This window comes from Methanotorris igneus Kol 5, from assembly GCF_000214415.1.
Lineage (GTDB): Archaea > AGJL01 > Methanococci > Methanococcales > Methanococcaceae > Methanotorris > Methanotorris igneus.
On record NC_015562.1, the window covers coordinates 1,691,758 to 1,714,096 of the forward strand.

At 32.3% G+C, this 22,339-nt stretch carries 21 protein-coding genes; 13 read left to right on the top strand and 8 right to left on the bottom strand.

Translation table 11 applies throughout. The features are described 5' to 3' along the window. Positions 1-2 precede the first annotated feature (2 nt). The 3 genes from METIG_RS08315 (at position 3) to METIG_RS08325 (ending at position 3,738) form a co-directional block, all read left to right on the top strand. On the top strand, positions 3-920 hold the full coding sequence (locus METIG_RS08315) for an SDR family oxidoreductase (RefSeq protein ID WP_013799774.1): 918 nt from the start codon (positions 3-5) through the stop codon (positions 918-920). Between the two features lie 112 nt (positions 921-1,032). Beyond that, positions 1,033-2,622 carry a DNA methyltransferase gene (locus METIG_RS08320; protein WP_048055713.1) on the top strand — a complete coding sequence of 530 codons (1,590 nt, stop codon included), beginning with the start codon at positions 1,033-1,035 and terminating at the stop codon, positions 2,620-2,622. After that, entirely contained in the window at positions 2,623-3,738 is a 1,116-nt protein-coding gene (locus METIG_RS08325) for a TdeIII family type II restriction endonuclease (protein ID WP_013799776.1), read from the top strand. 100 nt (positions 3,739-3,838) lie between these two features. Here METIG_RS08325 and METIG_RS08330 read toward each other — a convergent pair whose 3' ends face one another. Further along, positions 3,839-4,162: a hypothetical protein gene (locus METIG_RS08330; RefSeq protein ID WP_013799777.1), complete on the bottom strand. Its 324-nt coding sequence runs from the start codon at positions 4,160-4,162 to the stop codon at positions 3,839-3,841. Positions 4,163-4,418: 256 nt separating this feature from the next. Between METIG_RS08330 and METIG_RS08335 the strand changes: the two genes are divergently transcribed. The 3 genes from METIG_RS08335 to dapB all read left to right on the top strand — a co-directional run bounded on the left by METIG_RS08335 (position 4,419) and on the right by dapB (position 7,955). Next, the gene (locus tag METIG_RS08335) at positions 4,419-5,678 is read left to right on the top strand and encodes a cation:proton antiporter (RefSeq protein WP_013799778.1); all 1,260 of its coding nucleotides are present in this window, start codon (positions 4,419-4,421) and stop codon (positions 5,676-5,678) included. Positions 5,679-5,743: 65 nt separating this feature from the next. After that, a complete protein-coding gene (locus METIG_RS08340) occupies positions 5,744-7,063 on the top strand; it encodes a nucleotide sugar dehydrogenase (protein ID WP_013799779.1) in 1,320 nt (439 codons plus the stop codon). A 67-nt stretch (positions 7,064-7,130) separates the two neighbouring features. Then, on the top strand, positions 7,131-7,955 hold the full coding sequence (gene dapB, locus METIG_RS08345) for a 4-hydroxy-tetrahydrodipicolinate reductase (RefSeq protein WP_013799780.1): 825 nt from the start codon (positions 7,131-7,133) through the stop codon (positions 7,953-7,955). Between the two features lie 71 nt (positions 7,956-8,026). Here dapB and minD read toward each other — a convergent pair whose 3' ends face one another. The 5 genes from minD to rpl7ae all read right to left on the bottom strand — a co-directional run bounded on the left by minD (position 8,027) and on the right by rpl7ae (position 10,249). Continuing rightward, a complete protein-coding gene (gene minD, locus METIG_RS08350) occupies positions 8,027-8,818 on the bottom strand; it encodes a cell division ATPase MinD (protein WP_013799781.1) in 792 nt (263 codons plus the stop codon). A 186-nt stretch (positions 8,819-9,004) separates the two neighbouring features. Next, positions 9,005-9,172: a hypothetical protein gene (locus METIG_RS09355; RefSeq protein WP_245527607.1), complete on the bottom strand. Its 168-nt coding sequence runs from the start codon at positions 9,170-9,172 to the stop codon at positions 9,005-9,007. A 108-nt stretch (positions 9,173-9,280) separates the two neighbouring features. Then, positions 9,281-9,490 (bottom strand): 50S ribosomal protein L24e, encoded by a 210-nt coding sequence (locus tag METIG_RS08355; RefSeq protein WP_013799783.1) that lies wholly within the window; start codon positions 9,488-9,490, stop codon positions 9,281-9,283. Positions 9,491-9,566: 76 nt separating this feature from the next. Then, positions 9,567-9,794: a 30S ribosomal protein S28e gene (locus METIG_RS08360; protein WP_013799784.1), complete on the bottom strand. Its 228-nt coding sequence runs from the start codon at positions 9,792-9,794 to the stop codon at positions 9,567-9,569. A gap of 101 nt (positions 9,795-9,895) precedes the next feature. After that, positions 9,896-10,249, bottom strand: coding sequence for a 50S ribosomal protein L7Ae (rpl7ae, locus tag METIG_RS08365; RefSeq protein ID WP_013799785.1), 354 nt, complete (start codon positions 10,247-10,249; stop codon positions 9,896-9,898). Positions 10,250-10,743: 494 nt separating this feature from the next. Here rpl7ae and cobK point away from each other — a divergent pair, with 494 nt between their 5' ends. The 7 genes from cobK (at position 10,744) to METIG_RS08400 (ending at position 17,962) form a co-directional block, all read left to right on the top strand. Further along, complete coding sequence (cobK, locus tag METIG_RS08370) at positions 10,744-11,508, top strand: precorrin-6A reductase (RefSeq protein WP_013799786.1); 765 nt, start codon at positions 10,744-10,746, stop codon at positions 11,506-11,508. An 80-nt stretch (positions 11,509-11,588) separates the two neighbouring features. Then, the gene (locus METIG_RS08375) at positions 11,589-12,155 is read left to right on the top strand and encodes a cation diffusion facilitator family transporter (protein ID WP_245527608.1); all 567 of its coding nucleotides are present in this window, start codon (positions 11,589-11,591) and stop codon (positions 12,153-12,155) included. Positions 12,156-12,198: 43 nt separating this feature from the next. Further along, on the top strand, positions 12,199-12,804 hold the full coding sequence (locus METIG_RS08380; RefSeq protein ID WP_048055602.1) for an IS607 family transposase: 606 nt from the start codon (positions 12,199-12,201) through the stop codon (positions 12,802-12,804). After that, positions 12,794-14,074 carry an RNA-guided endonuclease InsQ/TnpB family protein gene (locus METIG_RS08385; RefSeq protein WP_013799789.1) on the top strand — a complete coding sequence of 427 codons (1,281 nt, stop codon included), beginning with the start codon at positions 12,794-12,796 and terminating at the stop codon, positions 14,072-14,074. Before METIG_RS08380 ends, METIG_RS08385 begins: the two co-directional genes overlap by 11 nt. 471 nt (positions 14,075-14,545) lie before the next feature. Continuing rightward, positions 14,546-15,562 (top strand): potassium channel family protein, encoded by a 1,017-nt coding sequence (locus METIG_RS08390; protein WP_013799790.1) that lies wholly within the window; start codon positions 14,546-14,548, stop codon positions 15,560-15,562. 202 nt (positions 15,563-15,764) lie between these two features. Further along, on the top strand, positions 15,765-16,037 hold the full coding sequence (locus METIG_RS08395; protein ID WP_013799791.1) for an ACT domain-containing protein: 273 nt from the start codon (positions 15,765-15,767) through the stop codon (positions 16,035-16,037). Between the two features lie 773 nt (positions 16,038-16,810). Further along, entirely contained in the window at positions 16,811-17,962 is a 1,152-nt protein-coding gene (locus METIG_RS08400) for an inositol-3-phosphate synthase (protein WP_048055603.1), read from the top strand. A 12-nt stretch (positions 17,963-17,974) separates the two neighbouring features. On the opposite strand, the gene METIG_RS08405 is transcribed toward METIG_RS08400, so the two are convergent. Together METIG_RS08405 and METIG_RS09360 are read right to left on the bottom strand one after the other, a co-directional pair. Next, entirely contained in the window at positions 17,975-18,949 is a 975-nt protein-coding gene (locus METIG_RS08405) for a PP2C family protein-serine/threonine phosphatase (RefSeq protein ID WP_245527609.1), read from the bottom strand. A 38-nt stretch (positions 18,950-18,987) separates the two neighbouring features. Further along, positions 18,988-22,281 (bottom strand): DUF2341 domain-containing protein, encoded by a 3,294-nt coding sequence (locus tag METIG_RS09360; protein ID WP_013799794.1) that lies wholly within the window; start codon positions 22,279-22,281, stop codon positions 18,988-18,990. Between the last annotated feature and the right edge of the window lie 58 nt (positions 22,282-22,339).

Genomic DNA, 22,339 nt, shown 5'->3' on the forward strand with positions numbered 1-22,339 from the left:
AAATGAAAATTCTTGTAACAGGTGGAGCAGGATTTATTGGAAGTCATATCGTTGATGAATTGATAAAAAATGGACATGAAGTTGTTATTTTAGATAATTTAGTGACTGGAAATAAAAACAACATAAATCCAAAGGCAGAGTTTGTTGAAGGAGATATAACAAACAAAAATTTGGATGAAAAAATCGATTTTCAGGATATTGATGTTGTTATTCATCAAGCAGCACAAATAAATGTGAGAAAATCAGTAGAGGATCCCATTTATGATGGAGATGTTAATGTTTTAGGAACTTTAAATATTTTAGAGAATATGAGGAGATATGATGTCAAAAAAATTATCTATGCCTCATCTGGTGGGGCAGTTTATGGTGAACCAGAGTATTTGCCAGTAGATGAAAATCATCCTATTGCCCCACTTTCTCCTTATGGATTGAGTAAATATTGTGGGGAGGAATATATAAAGCTCTATAATAGGTTATATGGCATAGAATATTGCATTTTAAGATATTCCAATGTTTATGGAGAGAGACAAGACCCAAGGGGAGAAGCAGGAGTTATAAGTATCTTTATAGATAGAATTTTAAACAATAAAAATCCAATAATCTTTGGAGATGGTAATCAGACGAGGGATTTTGTTTATGTAAAGGATGTTGCAAGGGCAAATTTAATGGCACTTGATTGGAAAAATGAAATTGTGAATATTGGGACTGGAAAAGAGACATCTGTTAATGAATTATTCAAAATTATTGCCGATGAGTTAAATTATGAAGATAAACCAATATATGACAAGCCAAGAGAAGGAGAAGTTAGGAGAATTTATTTGGATATAAAAAAGGCGGAAATGTTAGGGTGGAAACCAGAGGTTGATTTAAAAGAGGGGATTAAAAGAGTTGTTAATTGGATGAAACAGATGCAAGGATAAATTTTATTAATTTTATTTTTATTTTAGTTAAAAGTAGCGAAGTTAAAATGTAGATAAGATTTACTTTTGATTGTCATTCATCTAATTATTCATTGGAGGTACTAACATGGAGATGACCCTGGATAAATGGATTCATATTAGGGATCACAAAAAACTAGTCACTATAGATGAAGCAGCGAAAGAAATTAAAAATAAACTCGGATTGAATGTTATGCCACATAACATCTCATATCTTGTGCAGTATGGACGGATAAATAAATATAAAATAAAAAATCGAGTTTTTGTAGATATTAAGGAAGTAGAAGAATACTATAAAACACATATCTTCAAGAAAAGAGAGGAATGGGAGCAAAAATTGGGATTTAAACTTGACTGGGAGCTTGCTTTTGATCTGGTCACTGAAAAGGAGAGGACAAAACATGTTCATCGCCTTCATCCCTACAAAGGAAAGTTCATTCCCCAGTTGGTTGAATATTTTCTTAAGAACTACTTTAAACCAGGAGATATTATACTTGATCCTTTCATGGGTTCAGGTACAACGTTAGTACAGGCATTGGAAATGGGGATTCACTCCATCGGTGTGGATATCTCTCCATTCAACTGTTTGATTGCGGAAGTCAAACTTCAAAACTATGATATTAAAAAATTAAGAAGTACTCTTTTAGATATGCTTAACAAAACATTGGAACATATAGAGCAGAGAAAACGGAAAGAATTTGATGAAGAAGTAGAATTACTCATACGGAAATTTAACGAGAAATATTTTTCTCAAGAATACAGAAGGATGCTTCACATGGGAAAAATCAATGAAAAAGAATATTCATCCAGAGTTATGCAAGAATTCTATGCAAAATATCAAAAATTAAAAGAAAAATATCGGGAAGATATATCTGAAGATGGTCCATTTAAAGATAAATCATTCCTGTATATGTGGTATTCTCCAGAGATTAGGGAGGAAATGGCATTTTATCTCTCTCTAATTAATAACATTGAAGATGAAGCAATTAAAAAAGTCGCTATGATTATCCTAAGCAGAACCGCTCGCTCAGTGAGGGCCACAACACATTTTGATCTTGCAACACTTAAGAATCCGGTGTATGACCCATATTATTGCTACAAACACAAAAAAATATGCAGACCGGTCAACACCATTGCCCAGCATCTGAAAAAATATACCTACGATGTAATTGAAAGGATCGAAGAATTCTCAAAATTGAGAAAAGATGCTTATTACGCCGTATTTCAGGGAGACTCTCGTAAGATAGATATCGAAGAAGAATTGGAAAAAACAAATCCAGAATTCTTTAAACTCTATCAAGAAAAGAAGATTCATGGGATATTTACATCCCCCCCTTATTTAGGTCAGATAGATTATCATGAGCAGCACGCTTATGCATATGAACTTTTTGGATTCAAAAGGTTTGATAGGCTCGAGATTGGGCCAAAGTTCCAAGGAACTAACAAAAAAGCCCAAGAAGAATATATTGAAGGTATTTCTCAAGTTTTACTAAACATGAAGCGGTTTTTAAGAAAGGATGCCAAGATATTTATTGTTGTGAATGATAAGAGAAATCTCTATCCAGAGATATTTGAAAAGGCAAAAATGAAGGTTATTAAAGAATTTAAGAGACCCGTTTTGAACCGCACATCAAGAGATAGAAATCCCTACTACGAGAGCATATTTGAAGTAGAGGTGGAATAAATGCTACCAGAGGATAAAATAGAAGAAATAGCAATAGAAACCATACGGGTACTCGTTAACAGATTCAGGTCTCTGCCAGATGAAAATTCCGAATTACGAAATATGCCCTTTCATTTGGCATTTCTGAAAGCATTTTACAAAAAAATAGACATCAAAAACGAGGATGAAGCGATAAGATTTCTTACCCTCTCAAGCTGGTTCCATGGATTAAGTACCACTTTAGGACAAAGTTATTTTGAGAATGTGGCCCATATACTATCCGATGGTGAGAAAAGGACATTCAATAATTACAGCATTCCAAAATCTGCTAAAATGATAATTGAAGACATAATAACCGACCTAAAAAGCGGGTCAAGAAAGCCCAACATGAAAGAGGAAGAAAAAATGTTGAGGAGGGCATTGTTTGAGAAAGGTAATACGAATGAATTGGAGAGAGGACTGAATTTCACAGCAGATGTGTATATTGAAACTAAAGAAGAAGTTATCATGATAGAACTAAAAAGTGTAAGACCAAATGCTGGTGAAATGAGGGGAGAGAAACAGAAAATACTATATGGAAAAGCATATTTGATGTACCAATTCCCTAAAAAGAAGGTCAGATACTATCTTGGTTTCCCTTTTGATCCAACTTCCAACAATGATCCTTGCGGATATGATAAAGAAAGATTCGCCTCTTATCTTATTGAATTCTCAAAATATTTCGACAAGGATGAGTTTCTGATTGCTGGAGAACTCTGGGACTTCCTTTCTGGTGAAAAGGATACCATGTGTGAAATTCTGAAAATAATAAACGATATAGCCACACCGAAGTTTGAGGAAGAATTTAAAATTGTCAACAGATTTTGTTTCATAAATGAAGATGCACTCTACACAGAAAATGCAATAGATGTTAAAAAATTTGAGAAATACATCGAAATTTTAAATAAATGGAAGTTATATTCAGAAATTGAACTGGCTAAGATTGTTTCTAAAATTGGCATAAAGGAGATTCCCAACCCCTATAGAAAACAATTTGAAAAATTGATTAATCTTTCCATGTTTGATGACACTGGTAGATACAATAAAAAGCGAAAAGAAAAACTGATGGGGTTGTATGATAAACTTGAAATTAGCTGAGATTTGAACTTCAGAAACATACCAAAAGAAAATCTGCATAATCAAGATGAATATGGGTAAAATGAAGGGATAAAAGGATGAAAGTTATTTTTGTATTTTTTCATTCATTTTCTTCTCTAATTAATCTATAGAACCAAGGTTCTTCGTAACTTTCTAAATCTTTAACGTATGGACAATCTTTTGGGAAAACTCCCGCCATAATTCCTTCCATAACTGTTAAACATCCATGTTCAAATCTATTTTTATAAACACTGCATAATTTTGTTTCTTTATCTAAATGTTGGCAGTAAATAACCTCTAATCCATTTTCTGTTTTGTATGCGTGTAATATACAGCATCTTCCACATCTCTCACATAACTCATCTGGGAACAGTTCTTCACTTATTTTTATGACTTTGTCTTTTTTGAACCTTAACGTTTTCATAATATCACCTTGAGGATCGGAGGATAGGTTAAAATAGCAATTGATATATAAATTTTTGGGTTGGTGTTTGAGGTTTGAACAAAATAATCTATAAATATGTGTTTACTTTAAATTACTCAGGAAGGAGAATATACAATATCCCATGAAAAACTTTAAGTATCACAATTATTTTCATAATTTATCCAAAAATGAGAGGTTGTTGATTAATTATCAGATTATTTTTATAGGATTAAAACATTAATAAATAGGTGTGAAAATGGAGTATTCCATAGCAATTGGGTATATTTCATTATTATTGATTGCAGGATCATTTATAGCGAGAATTGGAGAAAAAATGGGACTACCTGATATTCCATTGTTGCTGTTATTTGGGCTTTTTGTTGGGCCAGTAACTGGCATAATATCATCCAGTTACGCACAGAATATCTTTGCCATTGTTGGAACCGTAGGTTTAATTGTTCTTTTGTTAGTGGGAGCATTTGAAATGAGATGGATTGTTTTAAAAAGAGTATTAAAAACAGTTTTAAAATTAGATACAATTGCATTGTTTATTTCTCTTGCTATTTCTGGGATAATATTCAATATGATTTTTAAATTACCCAACCTTAACCCAGTTGGATATTTGTATGGTGCAATAAATTGTGCAACTGATCCTGCAACACTAATCCCAATATTCTCCAAATCCAACATAGACCCAGAAATTGCTATAACCTTAGAGGCAGAAAGTGTATTTAATGACCCTCTTGGTATTGTGGCAACTATGTTGGGATTATCTGCGTTGGGATTAGGAGAGAGTACCAATCCAATATTAGAATTTTTAGCATTGGCTATTGGCGGAGGAATTTTGGGATTGGTAGCAGGTAAAATCTTTGAAATGGTAGTTTTAAAGGAAGATTTTAATGAGTATATAGCCCCATTAAGTATTGGAACAGCAATGGCTGTATGGTATGTTGGAGAAGAGTTGATTCCAAAGTTAATTGGCTACGAGTTTAGTGGGTTTATGGCAGTTGCTATAATGGGATTATATTTAGGAAATGTATTAACAAAATACCCAAAAAAATCAAACGAAACGGAAAAAATTACAGAATTCTGCACGGACTTATCAACACTCATAAGAATATTGATATTTGTGTTTTTAGGGGCAAGTATAAATCTACCTCTCCTAAAAAGCTACGGATTTGAAGGTCTATTGTGTGCCATTGGATCCATATTTATTGCAAGGCCAATTGCCGTATTTATAGCAACGTCAGTCCCACCAATTAATGAAAGCTTAAAAGAAAGGTTATACATTGCATTGGAGGGACCAAGAGGTGTTGTACCTGCTGCATTAGCGGCAACGGTCTATTCGCACATAATGGCAAATCCAAGCATAATCCCTGTATATATTAGACAATACATGCCACCAGAAGCTATTGCTGGCTCAATTTTAGTGGCAACATTCATGACGATTTTACTGAGTGTAGTTATTGAGGGTTCATGGGCAAGACCGCTTGCAGATAGACTCTTGAAACAATAAGGCAAAAAACTAAATAAAATAATTTTTTACTGTTTTTTTCTTTAATTTTTTATTGGGGTGAGTTTATGGAAGTGATAAATGTAGAAGATGAGGTAAGCAAAGAAAAAACAAAAAAGAACAAAAAAATATGTGTTGTTGGTTTGGGTTATATAGGATTGCCAACTGCAAGCATGCTCGCAAATCATGGTTATAAAGTGGTTGGTGTGGATATTGATGAGAATAAAGTAAACGCCATAAAAAATGGGACTTTGCAAATAGAGGAACCGGGCTTAATGACATTAGTTAAAGGGGCAATAAATTCTGGGAATTTAATTGTCAAAACTGAGCCAGAAGAGGCGGATATTTTTATTATCTGCGTTCCAACGCCAGCAGTAGAAAATAATGGGACAAAAAAATGCGACCTAAGTTATGTATGGAGTGCGGCAAGGAGCATTAAGCCATATTTAAAAAAGGGGAATTTGGTTATAATTGAAAGCACAATCCCTCCAAATACCACCAACAAACTACACGAGTTTTTTGGAGAAGGTATTTATGTTGCTCACTGCCCAGAAAGGGTATTGCCAGGAAGGATTTTAATAGAGTTGGTTGAGAACGATAGGATTATTGGTGGAGTCGATAAAAAATCTGCAGAATTGGCAAAAGAAATATATCAATCATTTGTTGATGGGAATATATACTTAACCGATGCCACGACGGCGGAGATGGTAAAGTTGATGGAAAACACGTTTAGGGATGTGAATATAGCATTGGCAAATGAATTTGCAAAGGTTTGTGAGGAGATTGGAGTCAATGTTTGGGAGGCAATAGAGTTAGCAAATAAACATCCAAGAGTCAATATCTTAAAACCCGGCCCAGGAGTTGGGGGGCATTGCATAAGTATAGACCCATGGTTCATCGTTGAAAAATCTAAAAACGCCAAACTTATAAAAACTGCAAGGGAACTAAACGATAAAATGCCAGAGTATGTTTGCAATTTAATTTTAAGAGAAGTTGAGGGTATTGAAAATCCAAAAATTGCTATTTTGGGAGTGACATATAAGGGTAATGTAGATGACACAAGAGAAAGCCCAGCTAAAAAAATTGTTGCTATGTTGATATCAAAAAACTTTACAGTTAAATGCTATGACCCACATGCTAAGGTATTTGATTATGAACTCTGCGATTTAAGAAGTTGTATAGAAAATGCTGATTGTATAGTAGTTTTGGCGGACCACAATGAGTTTAAGGACTTTAATGAAGAAGAAATAAAAAACATAGGTTCAAAAATGAGAACCAAAAAAATTATTGATACGAAAAATATCTTAAACCATGAGTTGTGGGAGAAGTGTGGTTTTGATGTAGTTTTGTTGGGGGATGGCAAAAGGTTCAGAAAATCTAAACTTTAAAATAGGAAAATTTGTTAAATGTATTTATTAAAAATTAAGCTAATTAAAAATAAAAGGATGTGATTTTATGATAAGGGTTGCAGTAACTGGAGCATTGGGAAGAATGGGAAGCAACATTATAAAAACCATTTGCGAACAAGAAGATATGGAAGTTGTTGCAGCAATAGAAGTCCCAAACCACCCAAAGAAAGGAGAAGACGTTGGGGAGCTTATAGGCATTGGGAAAATAGGGGTTCCATTATCAACCTCTGATGAGTTAGATAAGGTTTTGAAGGAAACAAAGCCAGATGTTTTAGTTGATTTTACAATAGCACATGCGTGCGTTGAAACCGTCAAAATAGCAACAAAAAACAAAGTTAAATTAGTTATTGGAACTACAGGATTTACTGAGGAGCAGAAGAAAGAGATAGAAAATGCAATAAAAGAAAATAAGGTATCAGCAGTTATTTCTCAAAACTTTGCAATTGGAGTGAATATCTTCTTTAAGACATTGGAATTTTTAGCTAAAAAGTTGGGACATTATGATATTGAGATTGTTGAGATGCACCACAGGTTTAAGAAGGATGCACCAAGCGGGACAGCATTGAGAGCGGCAGAGATAATAAAAGAAAATAGGGAAATCCCAAGTGAATACGTGTTTGGAAGGTATGGTATGGTTGGAGAGAGAAAGAAGGAAGAAATTGGAATCCACGCTTTAAGAGGGGGAGATGTTGTAGGAGACCATACCGTTATCTTTGCAGGAGATGGGGAGAGGATAGAATTAACTCACAAGGCAAGTAGCAGACAAGCATTTGTAAATGGAGTTATTTTAGCGATAAGATTCATTGTTAATAAAGAAGAGGGTATATACAATACCTTTGATGTCTTAGGTTTGAATGATATTAAATTCTAATTTAGGGCTTTTAGATTTTTTATTTTTAATTTAGACTTCATTTTCCAAAGGATATAGTATTTTTGTGGAAATTAAAATCTACTAAATACATTTGTTATTTTCCTCTTAATTTTTTGTAAGAAACTTTCTTTATGCATTTTCTCAATTTTTTCAATATCCACATACGAACCAACAACTCTCAAAGCTAATTCCATATATGCCTTTGATGATGGGGAATTTGGGGAGTATTCAAGAACTGTCATTTTTTTCAGTGTGGCAGTTCTAATGTTCTCATCCTCTGGAATATTACCAATAATCCTACCTTTAATAAGCATCTCTATCTCATCTTCCCCCATTTCAGCAAAATCTCTACCGGTCCTATTTAAAACAATACCCATTAGAGGAGTCCCTGCCATTTCAGCACTTTCTTTAATCCTCAAACCATCAACAATGGAAAATAACTCAGGGGTAACAATGAGCATCAACTTATCTGCAATAGCCAAATGCATTGCCATATCCCTATTCAACCCAGCGGGGGCATCAATAATAACATAATCATACTCATCAGCAACCTCATTAACAACCTCTGGAAATAAATCCAAATCTGACTTTTTATAACCTTCAATGGACAAACTTGTTGGTAAAACATAGACCCCAGTTTTATGTTTGTATATCGCATCTTTAACATAAGCCTCTCCAGCTAAAACATCATGAAGGTTGGGTTTTTTCTTTTCAAAATTAAAAATTAATCCCAAATTCGCCATTGATATATCTCCATCAATGACTAAAACCCTCTTTCCCAATTTTGATAATGCAACAGATAAGTTTGCAGATGTTGTTGTTTTTCCAACCCCTCCTTTTCCAGATGCAATAGTGATAATCATTAAGTTCACCAACTTTCTGTAATTTTATGTTGGAAGATTGAGTATTGAAAAGTAATATGTCATTAAAATTATTGTAAAAATTTCGCAAACAATCTAAACCTATAAAAAATTATCATTTCCCATATTTATATTTATAAAAAGTAATTAATTTAAATGTATGGATTAAAGGTTAAAAAATAATAAAAATTAGAAAAGTAAAGGGGTCTGTCCAATGTGGGTATTGGTGAGTAAGTACCCATATTGGACTTGGGCGTCATCAGCCACACAAGAGTGTCTCTGCCCCTGTCGTGGACATAAAAACCTAACGGTTTTTAAGTTCTCGTCGCTTCGCTCCGAGATGACCCCAAGCTCCACCCATCTATTTTTTTTATCTTTATAAAGTCCTATATAAATATATCTAAAACTCATAAACACACATATCCTCACAAATACTCACAAAAAACTAAACAGTTTTGAACGGCATTATTGACTTTGGCTTTGTTTTCTGCTTTCTTTAAGTTTGTGGTATGTTAATGTCCATTTAACTTTTCTTGGGATCCTTCCCATTTTGTAGTTCTTTTCACATTTTGATGAGCAGAAGTACAACACTGAACCATCTTTTTTTACTAACATTTTACCTGTACCTGGTTCAATTTCTCTTTCACAAAAACTGCAGATTTTCCATTCTACCATATTATAACCTCCAATTACTGGGGTTTTGATATATTTAAGGATTTTGTTAAAATTTTAAATTAAAGTTTAAATTAGTTTATCTTTTCTTACCCAATGGCTTTGCTTCTCTTTCTGTTTCTCTCAACATTACAATATCCCCAACTCTAACTGGACCTTTAATGTTTCTTGTTAAAACTCTCCCTGCGTCTTTTCCACCTAAAATTTTGCATCTTACCTGTGTAATTTCACCAGTAACTCCTGTCCTTCCAATTATTTGGATAACCTCTGCTGCAACAGCATCTTTATATACCATGTCATCTGACATCCTTAATCACCTTAAATAAAAATTATAAAAAGGTTTAATCAAAATCCAAAATTATAAAATAATAGGTTATATATATACATTTTGAATTAGATTTATTAAACTTATTGTTTCAATGCATTGACTTTTTCGATTAAATCTTTTAATTCGTCTGCATTTCCTTCGTTTATGATAGCTACTGATGATGCTGCAACTTCTAAACCTGCTGCTTTTCCTAATTCTTGTTTTGATGCTACGTATGTGTATGGGATTCCTTTTTCTTCACATAATGGTGGAAGGTGAGCAACGATTTCTTCTGGTTGAACATCTTCAGCAATTATAACGAGTTTAGCAATTCCTTTTTCAACTGCTTTTGTAACTTCGTTTGCTCCTTTTTTAATTTTTTCTGCGTTTGAAACTACCTTGTATGTGAGTTCTTGGATTTCTTCAGGAACTTTAAATTTTACATAGATAGCCATGCATATAACCTCCTTCATTTTTTATAATTTAAAAAATGTGGTTGTCATCCGGATATATGCCCACTCATATCATCATGGTTGTAAAAGAGTGGCAATTATCCTATACTCAAAAGTAGTATATATGTGTTATGGTTATTGGTTTATAGTCGTTTGCTGAACAGTTGAATAATCTATGATTATAGTCTCGGACAAAAATTATACGGCAAAATTTTGTTTTGCCATAAAGTTTTCTAAAAGTCTATTTATCTCAATAAAAATTTGTTTTGAATAAGCCAATAATAATTTTCCAAATGATAATTTTCCACTCATTAATGTCCGAGACTATATTCAACTTCCCTGCAACATAACGTTGCAGTGGATTTTTAGACTTATTTTATAATCAATAAATTTCAAATAATCATTATGCGTTTATTAAAATTTGAAATAGACCTATAATCATAAAAATTTACCAATGGCATATTCCAAATGTGCAAAAATATTTTAGAGTGAGAGTTATGAAGAGAATACTAATAATGGGTGGCACAAGCGATGCAAATAATATAGCAAAAAAATTAAAAGAATTGGGCAATTTATTTTTAATTACCACTACAACAACAGATTTTGGTGGAGATATTGCAAAGAAATATGCCGATGTCGTTATATCAAAGCCTCTCGATAAAGATGCACTAAAAAATGTTATTTTAAACTATTCTGTTGATTTATTAATTGATGCAACGCACCCTTTTGCAGTAATAGCAAGCAAAAATGCGGTAGAAGTGGCAAAAGAACTAAATATTAATTATATAAGGTATGAAAGACCTTCAGAAATATTTAAACATGAAAAGATAGTTTATGTAAAGGATTTTGAGGAAGCCGCTAAAAAGGCATTGGAGATAAGTAATAAAAAAGTATTCCACATGGCGGGAATTAAGAATTTAAAAACTGTTGTTGATATTGTGGGGAAAGATAGGGTAATAGCAAGAATTCTACCTATATCCATAAATAAGGCATTAGAACTTTTACCACCTCAAAATATCGTCGCCATGCAGGGGGTCTTTTCAAAGGAATTGAACAAATATTTAATATTGGATTATAATTGCGATGTTATTATAACCAAAGAGAGTGGAGATAGTGGGGGATTTAAAGAGAAGATTTTAGGAGCTTTGGAAGCAGATGCCACACCAATAGTGATTAAAAGGCCTAAGATTGATTATCCAGTAGTTTTTAATGATATTGATTCATTGATAGGGCATATCCAAAATTTAGACAAAAATTATTAAAATTATAAATTAAACAAAAAATCTTTGCCAGAGGTTTTGGTAATATGGATAAAGCCATAGATCTTAAAAAAGGGGAACGAGTGGCAATAATAAGTGCTATATTGACTTTTACCATAGCATTAATAAAAGGAATAGTTGGTTATATATCTGGAAGTATTGCACTTATAGCTGATGCTTTACACTCATTTTCAGATGTTTTGGGACCAATTGCCGTTTATGTGGGATTGAAATTTGCTCAAAAAGACCCAAATGAAAGATTTCCGTATGGATACTATAGGGCAGAGACACTTGCGTCTTTGGTTGTTTCCTTTTTGATATTTATTACTGGGATTGAAACGCTTAGGGAGTCTATTGAAAGAATAAGCAATCCAACAACAATATCCCATCCTTTTGCAGCCATTTTAGCATTATTAATATCCTTAGCAGTTACTTATTACCTCTACAAATACAAGGAGAGGGTAGGTAAAGAGATACACTCACAGGCACTTATGGGAGAAGGACAACATTCATTAGTTGATTTTTACACATCAGTAGCAGCATTGATAGCAATAATTAGCTCTTATTTTGGATTTACAATAATAGAACCAATTGTGGAGGCAATTATAAGTATTGCCTTCCGAAACTGTTATATATTAGATGAGTGTTAGTTATTATTGGTGAGTAATTGTGAGTTTAGAAAGACTATATACGATGAAGGAAGCTTGTGAATTGTTGGGAGTTCATATAAAAACACTGCAAAGATGGGATAGAGAGGGAAAAATAAAGTGTGTTAGAACTGTGGGGGGAAAGAGGAGGGTTCCAGAGAGTGAAATAAAACGAATATTAGGAATTAAAGATAAAGAACAAAGAAAAATTATCGGCTATGCAAGGGTTTCATCTAACACACAAAAAGACGATTTAGAAAGGCAAATAGACGCGATAAAATCATACGCAAAAGATAGGGGCTGGAATATAGAGATATTAAAAGATGTTGGTAGTGGATTAAGCGAAAAAAGAAAAAACTACAGAAAACTTTTAAAAATGGTTATAAACCGGGAGGTTGAGAAAGTAATAATTGCCTATCCAGATAGATTGACAAGATTTGGCTTTGAAACATTAAAAGAATTCTTTAAATCTTACGGAACGGAGGTAATCGTTATTAATAAGAAATGTAAGGCTCCACAAGAAGAGTTAGTAGAAGATTTAATAACCATTATCTCCTATTTCGCAAGAAAATTATACGGAATGCGTTCCCACAAATATAAAAAACTTATAAAGACAGTTAAAGAAATTGTGGGCGAGAATAATGCAAAATAAAAACAAACTTCCATCCGAAATCGTATTAACTTATAAGATTAAACATAATTACGATTTAAAGAACTTGTTAGATAAATTTATAAACCTCTCTCAGAAAGCAGTTGATATTATCTGGGAAAATATCAACTGGAAAGAAAAAGAAGTTAAACATCGATTTAAATCTAAAAATAAATACAAATACTACACAACCACCCGATTAATCCCAGAAATTCCAAAAGATAAGGATTTCAAAAGAGAACTAAGAAATTATTTACTAAATGGATGGAATTTTGCTTCTCATTATGTCGATGGAGCTATTAAAGTGGCTTACTCTACAATAGAGAGTTGGAAATCGAATTATTTAGATGGTAAAAGAAAAAGAAATAAACCGACATTTAAAAGACCTTTTGTTAGAGTTAAAAATACCCTAATAAAATACGATAAAGAAAATGGAACGATAAGGATAACGATAAAAGCGAGGAAGGAGTATTTAGTTTTAGACATTAAAAATGAATGGTTTTTCGAAAAAATTAAAGGTTTTGACATTGGAGAGATAATATTAAAAGACAGTGAAGCATTAATAACCTTTAAAAAACCTTTAAATATATTTGATAAAAAAGTCGTTATCGGTGTAGATAGCAATCTAAAATCCTTAGATTTATTCCATCCAGAAGAAGGGTGGATTAGAATTGATTTATCTGAACTGCGTAGAATAAAGAATGTTTATGATGTTATTATCGATAAGTTAAAGTCGATTTATAAAAAAGCCCCAAAAAGAATCAGTATCTTGCTAAAAAAGTATTATAATAGGAGAAAAAATCGAGTTGAAGATTTTATTAACAAATTAACCTCCCAATTGTCAAAGCTTTTCCCAGATGCAATTTTTATCTTTGAGGATTTGGATAAGCCCAATATGTATAAAAATTCGAACTTTAACAGAGATTTAGATAGAACGAGTTGGAGAGAGATAGCGAAAAAGTTAGAGTATAAGAGTATTGTTTTTTACGTTAATCCTCACTATACTTCAAAAACCTGTCCTATATGCGGGAGTAAAATGGAGTCCCAAGAGGGACAGGTTGTAAAATGTGAAAAATGTGGAGTTTTCAATAGGCAGTTCGTCGGCTCTTTTAATATCTTTAAAAGAGGAGTTAAATTAGTTAAAAAACTCTTAGGCGGAGTTGGGGTTCTCCCGGAGCGAAGCGACGGGAACTTAAAAACCGTTAGGTTTTTATGTCCGTGGCTGGGGTGGAGGTCGATGATTTACTCTCCAATGAACCCAGAGGAGAGTTGAGACCGATGTCACCCAAGTCCATCGTGAGGGTTAATTTAAGCGGGAGTACTTTTATTCACATTTACTCCTAAATCCTCACGATGGATAGACCCCGAAGAGTTAACTGCAAGTGTTGAAGAACAGAATAGAACTATTGGAGAAATAGGTAGAGCTACAGAAGAGATGACTGAAATATCAAATAAACTTGCAGAATCTGCAAATAGATTCAAAGTATAGTTATATAATCCCACATTGCAAATCTCATCCAGATTCTTTTTTTAGTTTTTTATATGAGAAATCTCCAAAATATTTATAAGACTCTCAAAATAAATTAATTTAATAGTTTTTAACACTGTTTTATCTACTTTATTTGTTTTTAATTTAGTACTCTAATATAAACTACCAAATTTCGAAAATATAAATAAAACTATCATTAATGATATATTGAAGATAAGCGTAATTTAATTTATACTAAATAACTGGGATGAAAACATGGAAACGTCAAGGAAAATAGTATATACTATCATCCTTGTCTTTCTGTTAATCTTTTCCTATTCATTTGCAATTATGAAAATTGAAGGCTTACCGTTTTTAGATGCACTTTATTTTAGCATAATCACAATTACAACAACTGGTTATGGAGATTATACACCAACAACATATGAAGGAAGAATACTGACGATTATCTACCTATTTTTTGGTATTGGCATTGTTATGTATCTATTTGGAATTATTGCCCAATTTATTATTGAGGGGGAATTTAAGAACTTGGTGAGGATGAGAAAAATGGAAAATAGGATTAAAGAATTAAAAGACCACTACATAATTTGTGGATTTGGTAGAATAGGAAGAATCGTCGCAAATAAATTTAAAAAAGAAAAAATTCCATTTATTGTTATTGATATAAACAAAGAAATCCTGAAAGAAGAACTTAACAAAGATCCAAACTTCAATTTTATTGTTGGAGATGCGCGAAAGGATGAAACACTTAAAAAAGCAAAAATAGAAAAGGCAAAAGGTCTCATAACGACACTCCCAACAGATGCTGATAACGTTTTCATAACACTGTCAGCAAAAGGTTTAAACCCAAAAATAAAAGTTGTGGCTAAGGCAGATGAAGAGGAAGCAATTAAAAAACTAAAAAGAGCTGGAGCAGACAAAGTTGTTTCACCTTATATGATTGGTGGGTTAAGATTAGCAGAAGTCGCTTTAAGGCCCGGCATTTTAGACTTTGTCTCGACATTTATAAACATAGCAAAATACGAATATGGAGAAGATGTTGAACTGAGAAAATTTATTGTTGAAAAAGGTTCAGAGATTGATGGTAAATCTTTATATGAATCCGATATTAGGAAAAAGGTAGGATTAACAATTTTAGGCATAAAAAAAGGTGATAATTTAATTATAAACCCACCTTCGGATATTATTATTAATGCAGGTGACGAAATCTATGCTTTTGGTTCCGGCAGCCAGTTAAAAAGTTTAGAAAAAATGGTAAAAAATAAATAAATACCTAACGTTTTAAAAGTGGCTCATCTGTATATCCTGATAGAAAAGTATAAAAAATATGTTATAAAAGAATATGGTGTGTTAGATGATGAAAAAAGAGCAATCAAAACCTTTAACTTGCCAAAAATAGTTTCAACATATCTACTTTTGACACATTAAAGGTTGTAGCAAAAACATTCATTGAAATAGGGTGAGTAGGAAAATGGAAAGGGTAGTTATTACAGTGACGGGAAAAGATAGAACAGGGATAGTAGCAAATATTTCAAGTGTTCTTGCAGAGAATAATGTAAATATTTTGGACATAAGGCAGACAATTATGGATGATTTATTTACCATGATAATGCTTGTTGATATATCCAACGCAAAAGAGGATTTCTTAACTTTAAAAAAGAAGTTAAACGAAGTTGGAGAAAAAATAGGAGTCAAAGTTATAGCACAACATGAAGATATTTTCAAATATATGCACAGAATCTAAAAAAGAAAAAGAAACAAAAAAAAACAACAAATAACTTTTTATTTGGTTTAAGTCATCTACAAATATTTTTCACAACCATATAACTAAAAATTTCAATTGTTTTTGTATTCTTTGCTTAAGTTAATTTTTTATGGACATTGCGTTAACTTCGGGGATGACTATACAAATTATATAATTTAATTTCGAAATAATAGTTTCCTCTTTATTTTTTATTTTCTATGAATAATGTTTTAAAATAGTTTTAATCGAGTTTAAAACTTATTTATCTTTTTTTCTTTTTTTAAATATAGATAGTGATGTTATAGTCGTTTGTATATCCTCTGCATTTATTAACCCATAACAAATTTTTGATAGGGTTATATGGTTATGGTTATTTTCAAATAAAGTATAGCCATTCCTTTTAATTTTAATCAAGTTTTCAACCATTTATAATGCAAATAGCTATAAGTTGTGCTCTTGGTCAAAATGACCAAAAAATTTAAATAATGCTTGTTATTAATTATTATATAGAATATTATATAGAATTAATAGATTGTTGTTAGGTTATTTTGTGCAATCTTCCCCTATTCTAAATTTTTTGGCATCTCCAATGAGTTCAATTTTTTATTCTTGGGGGTATGATTCTATTTGAATTATGTGTTGTTAGGGTTGTTTAAATACAAGATGCGTTATGAAAAAATAATGCCATGACTAAATAAATTCATATTATACTCTTACAAACCACCCCAAATATAATAATTAATTATAAATAAAAATAAGAGGGGGTGATGGGGGTGGTTAGAGCACTAATTTTAGGACAAGGATTTGTCGCAAGTATTTTTGCAATAGGGGTAGAGAGGATTAAGAGGGGAGAAATTGATTGCTATGGAGTACCTTTGGCAAATGAACTCCCAATAAAAATTGAAGACATCGAAATAGTTGGAAGTTACGACGTAGATAAAAGTAAAATTGGGAAAACTATTTACGAAGTAGCTAAGAACTACTGGGATGGAGAAATTCCTGAAACTCTAAAAAATGTCACTATAAGAAAAGGAATACATTTAAGAAGTTTGAGAAACCTTCCTATTGAAGCTGAAGGATTGGAGGACGAGATGTCATTAAAAGAGGCTGTTGAAAAACTTGTAGAGGAATGGAAAGAACTTAAACCAGATGTCATTGTCAACACTTGTACAACAGAGGCATTTGTTCCATTTGGAAATAAAGAAGAACTTATCAAAGCAATTGAAGAAAACAACAAAGATAGATTAACTGCAACACAAGTCTATGCCTACGCTGCTGCACTTTATGCTAAAGAAGTTGGGGGAGCAGCATTTGTCAACACAATTCCAACATTAATTGCAAACGATCCTGCATTTGTTGAGCTTGCTAAAGAATGCGACTTGGTAATATTTGGAGATGATGGGGCTACAGGAGCTACACCATTAACCGCTGATGTTTTGGCTCACTTAGCTCAAAGAAATAGGTATGTTAAAGATATTGCTCAATTCAACATTGGAGGAAATAATGATTTCTTGGCATTAACAGACAAAGAGAGAAACAAAAGTAAAGAATACACCAAATCCAGTATTGTTAAGGACATTTTGGGATACGACACTCCACACTACATAAAACCAACAGGTTACTTAGAGCCATTAGGAGATAAGAAGTTCATATCAATGCACATGGAATACATAAGTTTCAATGGAGCAGTTGATGAACTTATCATAAACGGAAGAATAAATGACAGTCCTGCATTAGCTGGGCTTTTAGTAGACTTAGTCAGATTAGGAAAAATAGCAATTGACAAAAAAGAATTTGGAACAGTATATCCAGTTAACGCATTCTACATGAAAAACCCAGGTCCAAAAGACATGCCGAACATCCCAAGAACCATAGCATACGAAAAATTAAGAATGTGGGCAGGATTGAAACCAAGATGGCTCTAATTTTTTAACTTTTCAGTTTTTAAGAGTTAACTTTTTATACACAATAATGCTCACATTATCTTTTGTTTTTTCCAATGCAATTTTTAATAATTCATTTACAATATCTTTTGAATTGTTATTGCTACTTACAGTTTTTAAAATAGTTTCCTTTTCAACATAGTCATGAAGTCCATCAGAACTCATCAACAATACATCACCATCAATTAAATCCCATTCGTAATCATCTACCTTAAATTCATCCAATCCCAATGCTGATGTAATAATATTTTTCATTGGATGGTGCATTGCCTCTTTTTCTGAAATATGTCCCTCATCTATTAACGCCTGAACTAAGGAGTGGTCTTTTGTTCTAAAAACTATTTCTCCATCTCTGATTAAATAAGCCCTACTATCCCCACAATTTGCAATAATGCATTTATCTCCTTTAACTATTGCAGTTGTTAATGTTGTTCCCATCCCTTCCTTATCTCCAATGGCATTTTCTTTTATTTTGTTGTGTGCTGTATTGTATGCATCTTTTAAAAGTTTTTTTATCTCTTCAATTGACAAATTTTCATTATAGTTTTTTGTAATAACTTCTTCTAAAATATCCACTGCCATTTTTGATGCAACATCTCCTGCATTATGCCCTCCAATTCCATCTGCAACTGCTAATATGTAGATGTCTTTTATTTTTTTAATTAAAATATAATCTTCATTGTTTTCCCTATTTCCCTTGTGGGATACACCGTAAGCGTTATTTTCCTCAAAAATAATTTCATTGCGGTTAATGTTTTCAGTAGATTTAATTTCTGAAAGTTTAGGTTCAATTTTTGGTATTTCAATATTTTGGGGTTTTTCTGGGATTTCTATGTTATATTTATTATCTATATTGTTTTTCTCTTCAATATCTAATTTTGTAGGGATTTTATGATTTCCTTCCTCTTTACTCTCAACAAATTCAAATATTTTTTTTAGCCCTTTATTAATAATTTTTTTAAAGTCCATATTTTCACCATTTAAAAAATAATTTATTAAAAAGAAAATTATTTCCATTCCTTCTTAATCCTATTCAATAAAACTTCAAGTTTTTCTATGGTGTCTTTTCCAAGTGGGATACTTTCTTTAATTAGGAACTCTACATGTTTTATAGCCCCTTCTAATTCTTTTTTATTTTCTTCTGATTTGACATAATCTTTTAATATTTCTAATGCATCTAATAAACCAACCTTATCATTTGCCTTAGCACAATTTAAGGCAAGTTTTGTTATTGAATCTATTAGTTCTTTTGTTAATCTATTAATTTTTGATTTATCTGTTGATTTTTTAATTAATTCTGTGGTTTTTGTTAATGTCTTTTTAAGTTCTTCTTTTTCTTTGTTCAGTTCTTCTAAGGAATTTAGAGCGTTTAAAAACTCATCTACTGACTGGAACCTATCTTCTTTTCTCTTTGCTAAAAGTTTTTCAAATATTCCATCAAATATTGATAGTTCTGGGTTTATTTTTGATGGCGGTGTTGGTTTTATGTTGGGATTTATTATTTTCAAAGACAGTTGGGCTAATGAAGTTGCTTCATAAGGTAGTTTTCCAGTTAAAAGTTCGTAGAATAATAATCCCAACTGGTAAATATCCGTTCTTTTATCTGTTTTTCCATATTCTTCTTCATCTATTTGCTCCGGTGCTGAATATAGTAAAGTTAATCCCTTTGTGGTTGTTGCTGTTGATGATTTTGCTCCTATTTTAGCCAATCCCCAATCTGTGATTTTTGGGGTTAAGTTTGAAGTTAGTAGTATGTTGGATGGTTTTATGTCTCTGTGGATTATATTCTTGGAATGAGCGTGTTTTAACCCCTCTGCTATTTGTTTTATTAATTTTATGGCATCTTTTGGATTTACTGGTTTTGGATAATCCTCTAAGTTGTTTATTTTCCTTCCGTTTATAGTGCAACCTTCAACATATTCCATTTCAATGTGCGGGATTGGTTCTTCAAAGGCATCATACATTTTAACAATATTTGGATGGTCGAGGTTTTTCCATGCTCTAATTTCTTTTAATAGGAATTTTTTGGCTTTTTCATCTAAATTAGGAACTTTTAATGCTATTGGTTGAGTTCCACCTTTTCTTTTAACTTTGAATACCTTTCCAAATCCACCTTCTCCTAATTTTTGTAGTGGGATGTATTTGTTTAATAGGGATTGTGGGAAGTCAGGTATATTGTTGGTGGTTTGAGTTGATGTTTGGGAAGGTTTTAACTCTGTTGATTCTGAAGGTTTTCTTTTTCTCATCTTAACTATTCCAACAGTTGCTATCAAGACGAGGAATCCTAAGAGTATATAGGATTTTGGAAAACTGGATGTTTGTGAGGAGGATTTGGGTGTTGAAGTTTGTTCGGTAGATATTTTTTGGGTGTTGGTATTGGTTTTTTCTGTTTTTTGTGAGGATGTTGAGGGTGAGTTAGGTGAAGAGTATATTACATTACCGTTATCATCAATGATTGAGTCTATGGTTATAGATAATCCGTCATTTTTACTATTTACTATTTCTGCTCCATCAAATCTCACTTGGAAGTCAGTTAAATCATAATTATTAGGATTTGATACTACAACTTTCCAAGTGTTTGAATTTATTCGTTCTACGGTTGTAATTGGTTCTTTGTCGGCATATTTTCTTACTCTGATCCAATCTAAGGTTGTGTCTGAGCCACTCCATGATGAAACGAGAACATGCTTTACATTTGGAATGTCTTTTATATCATTATAACCATAGTCAAAGTGATATTCAACGTTTGGATCTTTTAATATGAAGGAATTTGGAGCAATTGTAGCTGATACAATACCTACTAACCCATTGTGTGGAACATCATAACCTTTTACTATCTTGCCACCAGGATAGTAAAATCCCCACCAATCAGGTCCTCCATCGTCATATCTATAGTTCAGTCTAATAGTTCCAAACCAATATCTAACATAATCAGTGTGAGACACTACTTTAGTTTCAATTATTACTGGTTGTTGTATTTCATAAGTAGAGTACAGTCCATTACCTACATCTAAACCAAAAGCTTGTCCATTTGTAGTAGTATAATGTTCTGGATTTAGTATTATTTTACTATTGCTGATAGAATAAGACCCTATAGCTATCCATTTATTTCTATCTAAACTCGTTCCATCAAAATCATCAAAGAATTCAAATACCGCGTCTCCATTAGGAGTTTTTGAAGGATCTTTATGAACTATTAGGACAACTTTACCATTTGCAGGGATATTGTGTATCTTAGTCCAGACATGATATTTGCCGTCAGTATGTTCAATCCAATAAGAAGATATTTTTTGGGTATTGGTATTGGTTTTTTCTGTTTTTTGTGAGGATGTTGAGGGTGAGTTAGGTGAAGAGTATATTACATTACCATTATCATCAATGATTGAGTCTATGGTTATAGATAATCCGTCATTTTTACTATTTACTATTTCTGCTCCATCAAATCTCACTTGGAAGTCAGTTAAATCATAATTATTAGGATTTGATACTACAACTTTCCAAGTGTTTGAATTTATTCGTTCTACGGTTGTAATTGGTTCTTTATCTGCGTATTTTCTTACTCTGATCCAATCCAAGGTTGTGTCTGAGCAACTCCATGATGAAACAAAAACATGCTTTGCATTTGGAATGTCTTTTATATCATCATAACCATAGTCAAAGTGATATTCAACGTTTGGATCTTTTAATATGAAGGAATTTGGTGTAATTGTAGCTGATACAATGCCCACTAACCCATTGGGTGGAACATCATAACCTTTTGCTATCCTGCCACCAGGATAATGAAATCCCCACCAATCAGGTCCTCCATCGTCATAACCATAACTCAGTCCAGTAGTTCCAAACCAATATCTAACGTAATCAGTGTGAGACACTACTTTAGTTTCAATCACTACTGGTTGTTGTATTTCATAAGTAGAGTACAATCCATTATGTACATCTAAACCATAAACTTGTCCACGTGTGGTATAATGTTCTGGATTTAGTATTATTTTACTATTGCTGATAGAATAAGACCCTATAGCTATCCATTTACTTGTATCCAAACTATTACCATCAAAATCATCAAAGAATTCAAATACTTTATCTCCATTAGGAGTTTTTGAAGGATCTTTATGAACTATTAAAACGACTTTACCATTTGCAGGGATATGAGGTATTTTAGTCCAGACATAATATTTGCCGTCAGTATGTTCAATCCAATAAGATAAAGTGTTAGTACTAACATCCTCTCCAAAAACCACTCCAATATTAATAAAGATTCCAATCAATACTAACCCAGTTATTAAACTTCTAAGTTTCACAATATCACCACCTTATCTAATGAACATAAATATATAGATTTTTAAAAAATATAAAAAA